Annotated in this window: 7 protein-coding genes; 5 read left to right on the top strand and 2 right to left on the bottom strand. The window is 72.2% G+C overall.

The genetic code is table 11. The annotated features are described in order from the left end of the window. Positions 1-55 precede the first annotated feature (55 nt). The gene (locus IE249_RS15110) at positions 56-1006 is read left to right on the top strand and encodes a 1-aminocyclopropane-1-carboxylate deaminase/D-cysteine desulfhydrase (RefSeq protein WP_189705335.1); all 951 of its coding nucleotides are present in this window, start codon (positions 56-58) and stop codon (positions 1004-1006) included. Here the strand turns inward: IE249_RS15110 and IE249_RS15105 are convergent, their stop codons facing one another. Further along, positions 1007-2602, bottom strand: a complete 1596-nt coding sequence (locus tag IE249_RS15105; protein ID WP_189705334.1) for a Na+/H+ antiporter — start codon at positions 2600-2602, stop codon at positions 1007-1009. 97 nt (positions 2603-2699) lie between these two features. Here IE249_RS15105 and IE249_RS15100 point away from each other — a divergent pair, with 97 nt between their 5' ends. From IE249_RS15100 to IE249_RS15090, 3 genes are all read left to right on the top strand, one after another. Next, positions 2700-2960, top strand: a complete 261-nt coding sequence (locus IE249_RS15100; RefSeq protein WP_189705333.1) for a UBP-type zinc finger domain-containing protein — start codon at positions 2700-2702, stop codon at positions 2958-2960. 251 nt (positions 2961-3211) lie between these two features. Then, positions 3212-3628 carry an ATP-binding protein gene (locus IE249_RS15095; RefSeq protein ID WP_009190566.1) on the top strand — a complete coding sequence of 139 codons (417 nt, stop codon included), beginning with the start codon at positions 3212-3214 and terminating at the stop codon, positions 3626-3628. 17 nt (positions 3629-3645) lie between these two features. Continuing rightward, positions 3646-4848 carry an RNA polymerase sigma factor SigF gene (locus IE249_RS15090; protein WP_189705332.1) on the top strand — a complete coding sequence of 401 codons (1203 nt, stop codon included), beginning with the start codon at positions 3646-3648 and terminating at the stop codon, positions 4846-4848. Between the two features lie 28 nt (positions 4849-4876). On the opposite strand, the gene IE249_RS15085 is transcribed toward IE249_RS15090, so the two are convergent. Continuing rightward, positions 4877-5368 (bottom strand): hypothetical protein, encoded by a 492-nt coding sequence (locus tag IE249_RS15085; protein ID WP_189705331.1) that lies wholly within the window; start codon positions 5366-5368, stop codon positions 4877-4879. A gap of 116 nt (positions 5369-5484) precedes the next feature. Here IE249_RS15085 and IE249_RS15080 point away from each other — a divergent pair, with 116 nt between their 5' ends. Next, the gene (locus IE249_RS15080) at positions 5485-6453 is read left to right on the top strand and encodes a diacylglycerol/lipid kinase family protein (protein WP_189705330.1); all 969 of its coding nucleotides are present in this window, start codon (positions 5485-5487) and stop codon (positions 6451-6453) included. Positions 6454-6645 lie beyond the last annotated feature (192 nt).

Below are 6645 nucleotides of genomic sequence, written 5' to 3'. Positions count from 1 at the left end.
CGGCGCCCCGGGCACACATGGGGACCACGATCGCGGACGGCGGGACAATGGCCCGGTGACCAGCTCCGCAGCCCCCGGCCCGGCCGGCTCCGATCCCGCCGTTCTCGGCCCCCGTCTGCCGTCCCCCGTGCAGGAGCTGGACGACGAGCGGTTCGCCCGTCGCGGTCTGCGGCTGCTGCTCAAGCGGGACGACCTGATCCACCCGGAGCTGATCGGCAACAAGTGGCGCAAACTCGCGCCGAACCTCCGGGCCGCGGCCGGCCGGACGGTCCTCACCTTCGGCGGCGCCTACTCCAACCACCTGCGCGCCACGGCCGCCGCGGGCCGTCTGCTCGGCCTGCCCACCATCGGCGTGGTCCGCGGCCACGAGCTCGCCGGCCGGCCGCTCAACCCCTCCCTCGCGCGGTGCGCGGCGGACGGGATGCGGCTGCGTTTCGTGGACCGTACGACGTACCGCCGCAAGGACGAGCCGGAGACACTCACGACCCTGCTGAGCGCGGCCGGGGCCGAGGACGCTCACGTGGTGCCCGAGGGCGGCAGCAACATCCTCGCCGTGCACGGCTGCCGCGCCCTCGGGGAGGAGCTGGGCGAGCGGGCGGACGTCGTCGCCCTGGCCTGCGGCACCGGCGGTACCCTCGCCGGGCTGGCCGCCGGGCTGGCCCCGGGCAGGCGCGCCCTCGGCATACCGGTCCTCAAGGGCGGGTTCCTGACCGCCGGCGTACAGCGGCTCCAGGAAGGGGCCTTCGGCGCCCGGCGCGGCGACTGGTCGCTCGACGACCGCTTCCACTTCGGCGGCTACGCCCGCACCACCCCGGAGCTCCACGCCTTCGCCGACGACTTCACCGACCGCCACGGCGTTCCGGTCGAGCGCCTCTACGTGGCCAAGCTGCTGTACGCGCTCGTCACCCTGGCCGGCGAGGGTGCCTTCCCGCGCGGGACGACGATCGCCGCGGTGATCACGGGCCGCCCCTTCCCCGAGCCCACGGGCAGCCATCCGGTCGACTGATCAGGCGGCCTCGCGGTAGGCGGCCGCCTCCTCCAGGTCCAGTCTGCGCAGCAGGGTGCGGAGCATCTCGTCGTCGATGTAGCGGCCGTCCCGCAGCCGTACGAAGACCGCGCGCTCGACGCCGATCATCTCCCGGGACAGCCGGCGATAGGTGTCGTCGACCGACTCGCCGGTGACGGGGTTGGGCTGGCCCAGGCGTTCCCACACGCCGTTGCGGCGGCGTTCCAGCACCGCGCGGAGCCGCCCGGCGAGCGGTTCGGGCAGCGCGTTGCGCTCGTCGGTGAGCAGTTCCTCCAGCCGCCGCTCGGCGGCCCGGGACGCCTGCGCCTGGGCGTTCGCCTCGGCGAGCGTGACGGCCTGGGGGTCGCGCCCCGGGAACTTCAGCAGGCGGATCAGCGGCGGCAGGGTGAGGCCCTGGACGACCAGCGTCCCGATGACCGTGGTGAAGGTCAGGAAGAGCAGCAGGTTGCGCTGCGGGAAGGGGGCGCCGTCGTGCGTGGCGACCGGGATCGAGAAGGCGATGGCCAGCGACACCACGCCCCTCATCCCGGCCCACGCGGTGACCATCGCGCCTCTCCAGGTGGGATTCTCCTCGCGTTCCCGGACGCCCCGGAACAGCAGCCGGGGCAGGAAGGCCGCCGGATACACCCACACGAACCGGACGGCGACGACCGCCAGGAAGACGGCGAGCGCGTACCAGGCGGCCGCGGCGCCCTGATTCTGCCCGAGGCCCTTGAGCACGAACTGCAGCTGCAGCCCGATGAGGGCGAACACCGAGGACTCCAGCACGAACGCCACCATCTTCCACACCGCCTCCTCCTGCAGCCGGGTGGCGAAGTCGACCTCCCACGCGCGATGTCCGAGATAGAGGGCGACCGTGACGACCGCGAGGACCCCGGAGGCGTGCAGCTGCTCCGCGACGCCGTAGGCGACGAACGGGATCAGCAGGGAGAGCGTGTTCTGCAGCAGCGCCTCGTGCAGGTGTGTGCGCAGCCAGTGGATCGGGGCCATCAGGACCAGCCCGATCCCGACCCCGCCGACCGCCGCGACCAGGAACTCGCGCACGCCTCCCGCCCAGGTCGCGCCCTCGCCGACCGCGGCGGCCAGGGCCACTCTGAAGGCGGTGATCGCGGTCGCGTCGTTGAGCAGGGACTCCCCCTGCAGGATGGTGGTGATCCGCGAGGGCAGACCGACCCGGCGGGCCACCGCGGTGGCGGCGACCGCGTCGGGCGGCGCCACCACCGCGCCCAGCACCAGGGCCGCCGTGAGCGGCAGCCCGGGCACGATCAGATAGGCGACCCAGCCGACCGCGACGGTCGCGAACAGCACGTAGCCGACCGAGAGCAGCGCCACCGGCCGCAATTGCGCGCGCAGGTCCAGGTAGGAACTGTCGACGGCCGAGGTGTACAGCAGCGGGGGCAGCAGCAGCGGCAGGACCACCCCGGGGTCGAGGGTGTAGTCGGGCACGCCGGGGACGTAGGAGACGGCCAGTCCGGCGGCGACCAGCAGGAGCGGCGCCGGCACCGGGGTGCGCCGGGCGGCCCCCGCCACCGCCGCACTGCCCGCCACCAGCAACAGCAGCGGCATCACGTCCATGGTCCTCGCCCACCCGTCGTCTCTCGCCCGGTCATCGTTTCCCGCCCACCCGCTTTTTCCGCGCGGCCACCCGCGAGCCCGTCGTAATCTGGCAATCATGAAACAGTGCACGCACGCAGGCGCGCTGCCGCGTCCGGAGCCCGGACCCCAGAGCGAGACGTGCCTGGAGTGCCTGGCGGAGGGCACGAACCCGGTTCAGCTCCGGCTGTGTCTCACGTGTGGCCACGTCGCATGCTGCGACTCCTCCCCGAGTCAGCACGCGACCAAGCACCACAAGGACACCGGACACCCGGTGATGCAGACCTTCGAGCCCGGTGAGGACTGGCGTTGGTGCTTCGTGGATCACGTACTCGTGTGACCGGCGATGGGGACGGTTCGACCGTCTGACGTCTGGGTACGTCAACCCGGCGCGCGCTGTTCCCATTTGGGCCCGCAGAACCTCTAGCCACGGAGCGTATCCGCAGCTTTACTATGAGTGACGGCAAGGGGTTGGGGCCCCGGGACAGGAATGCCGAGAGCGCGGTAGCGTCACCGCTGAACCACGTAGGGCGTTACCCCCGAGGGGCGACCCTCGGCCCTGAGAATGCTTGTACCACCTTGGAGGTGAGGGTGTCCCAGATCGCAGGCGAGCCCGCGGCGAACCAGGACTTCGTGGAGGTCCGGCTGCCGGCTGCGGGTGCCTACCTGTCGGTGCTGCGGACGGCCACGGCCGGCCTCGCGGCCCGTTTGGACTTCACCCTCGACGAGATCGAGGACCTGCGCATCGCTGTGGACGAGGCCTGCGCGATCCTGCTCCAGCAGGCCGTGCCGGGGTCGGTGCTCAGCTGCGTCTTCCGGCTCGTCGACGACTCGCTCGAGGTCACCGTGTCGGCGCCGACCACGGACGGTCACGCGCCTTCCCGTGACACGTTCGCCTGGACCGTGCTGTCGGCCCTCGCGGGCAAGGTCTCCTCCGCCGTGGACGAGGACAAGACCGTTTCGATCAGCCTCTACAAACAGCGCGGCGCGGGACCCGGGCCGGCGTGAGGAACGGGGACGGGCCGGTGCGGGACGAAGAGCGCGGCACACGGGAGCTGCCGGCCGAGCGCGGGACCGCGTCCCGCGCGGACGGGGCCGGGGGCCCGGGCGAGGGCGGCCCGGGAGGCCCGGCCGCGTCCGGGCGCACGGCGGGCGGCATCGACGGGATCCCCGAGCAGGCCAGGCCGCACCCGGAGGACGGGCCCGTGGGTCCCGTCCCGCCGGACCAGGGGCCGCTGGACCAGGACGACGCCGTGCAGGTCACGCCTCCACCGGCGCGGAGCGAGGACTCCGCCGGCCAGGGGGGTCCTCCCACTCGCGGGCCGAGAGCGGGGGAGGAGGCGAGGGCTCGGGGAAGGGCGACGGGCGGGACGATGAGCGAGCACGAGCGGAACTCCGAGGACGACGCGCACTCCGTGCCGAACACGCACAGCGCGCCGAACGCGCACGGTGCGCGCGGCGCGTCGCACGACCCGCACGACCGCAGTGGCGCACGCGCGATGTTCGTCGAGCTGCGCGCGCTGAAGGAGGGCAGCCCGCAGTACGCGGAGCTGCGCAACCAGCTGGTCCGCATGCACCTGCCGCTCGTCGAGCATCTCGCGCGCCGCTTCCGCAATCGCGGCGAGCCGCTGGACGACCTGACCCAGGTCGCCACCATCGGCCTGATCAAGTCGGTGGACCGGTTCGACCCGGACCGCGGGGTCGAGTTCTCGACGTACGCGACCCCGACGGTCGTCGGTGAGATCAAGCGGCACTTCCGGGACAAGGGCTGGGCGGTGCGCGTGCCGCGCCGGCTCCAGGAGCTGCGGCTCGCGCTCACCACGGCGACCGCCGAGCTGTCCCAGCTGCACGGCCGCTCCCCCACGGTGCACGAGCTCGCCGAGAAGCTCGCCATCTCCGAGGAGGAGGTCCTGGAGGGCCTGGAGTCGGCCAACGCCTACTCCACGCTGTCCCTGGACGTCCCCGACACCGACGACGAGTCCCCGGCGGTCGCGGACACCCTCGGCGCCGAGGACGAGGCGCTGGAGGGCGTGGAGTACCGCGAGTCGCTCAAGCCGCTGCTGGAGGACCTCCCGCCGCGCGAGAAACGCATCCTGCTGCTGCGCTTCTTCGGCAACATGACCCAGTCGCAGATCGCGCAGGAGGTCGGCATCTCCCAGATGCACGTCTCCCGGCTGCTGGCCCGCACCCTGGCCCAGCTGCGGGAGAAACTCCTGGTGGAGGAGTAGCCGGAAGCGGGCGGGCGGGGTCGTACGGCTACTGCCGCTCGGTCTCCCGGGCGCGGCCCGGTCCCTTGATGCCGAGGGCCTGGGTCGTCGCCGGGTTGACCAGCAGGACCAGCCCCGCCACGGCCACGACCGCGAGCACTACGCCGGCCCAGAGCGCCACGCTGTCGGCCTGGAGCAGGCTGTAGGCGACGGGCAGCGCCATGATCTGCGTGATGACCGCGGGGCCGCGGCTCCAGCCGCGCCGCAGCAGCAGCCCGCGCGCGGCCAGCAGCGGCAGCAGCGCGAGCACAAGGACGGTGATCCCGCCGGTGACGGCCTGCTGCCGGTCGCCGCCGTCACGCGTCACACCGAGGACGAGCATCCAGGCCCCGCCGGCGAGCAGGGCGAGCCCCTCCAGCGCGGACAGTACGGCCGCGTACGTCAGCCGGCGCGGGCGCGGTCCGGCGGGGCCCGTGGCCGTGCCGGCGTCCGCGGCGGTGTCGGCCGTGGTCTCGGAGGTGGGGTTCTGCTTCCTGCTCACCCCAGAAGGGTAGCCCTCGGGGCGCCCGGGGCCGTGTCCAGGCTCACGCCTCCCTCTCTTACCGGATCCCTACCTCGCTCTGGGCCGAGTACCGCTCAGTAGGTACGCTGCACCCCATGCGTGCACTTCTCGTGGTCAATCCGGCGGCTACCACCACAAGCGCACGTACGCGTGACGTCCTGATCCACGCGCTCGCCAGCGAGATGAAACTGGACGCGGTCACCACCCAGTACCGCGGCCACGCCCGGGACCTGGGCAGACAGGCCGCGGACAGTGACGACATCGACCTGGTGGTGGCCCTCGGCGGCGACGGCACCGTCAACGAGGTCGTCAACGGGCTGCTGCACCGCGGCCCGGCACCCGAACGGCTGCCCCGCCTGGCCGTGGTCCCCGGCGGCTCCACCAATGTCTTCGCCCGCGCCCTGGGGCTGCCCAACGACGCCGTCGAGGCCACCGGCGCGATCCTCGACGCGCTGCGCGACGGCAGCGAGCGCACGGTCGGCCTGGGCCTCGCCTCCGGCACCCCCGGCTCCGAGGACGCGGCGGTTCCCGAGCGCTGGTTCACCTTCAACGCCGGGCTGGGTTTCGACGCGGGCGTGGTCGGCCGGGTGGAGCAGCAGCGCGAACGCGGCAAGAAGTCCACGCACGCCCTCTACGTCCGGCAGGTGGTCCGCCAGTTCCTGGGCGAGCCGAGCCGCCGGCACGGTTCGATCACACTGGGCCGGCCCGGCGAGGACCCGGTCGCCGATCTGGTGGTGGCCATAGTGTCGAACACCTCGCCGTGGACGTATCTCGGCAATCGCCCGATGTACACGTCTCCTAAGGCCTCGTTCGACACGGGGCTCGACGTACTCGGTCTCAGCCGCCTGTCCACGGCCGCGGTTGCCCGGTATGGCACCCAGTTGCTCACTTCGTCCCCGGAGCGCGGCCCCCATGGCAGGCATGCTGTTTCACTCCACGATTTGAGCGGCTTCACCTTGCATTCGAAGGTCCCGCTGCCCCTCCAGATGGACGGTGACCACCTGGGGCTGCGTACGAGCGTGACGTTCACAGGCGTACGCCGTGCACTGCGTGTGATTGTGTGAGCGGAACGGGCCAAAGTCCTTTCACTCGAACGTTTAGGCCAGGATCCACCCCATGGAAGTACGGCTGTGACCTAGTCGACACCGAGGAATCAAAAAAAACTTTCCGGAAGGGGTTGTATCCGCCGCTGAGGTTTGCGAGTCTCTACGTGGCGATCGGGGCGGCCCACCACACGGGCCCCAGAGATCACCGGA

It is taken from the genome of Streptomyces anandii JCM 4720, assembly GCF_014650655.1.
Taxonomy (GTDB): domain Bacteria; phylum Actinomycetota; class Actinomycetes; order Streptomycetales; family Streptomycetaceae; genus Streptomyces; species Streptomyces anandii.
Note: the sequence above shows the minus strand (reverse complement) of the source record. Positions and strands in the feature narration are given on the sequence as shown.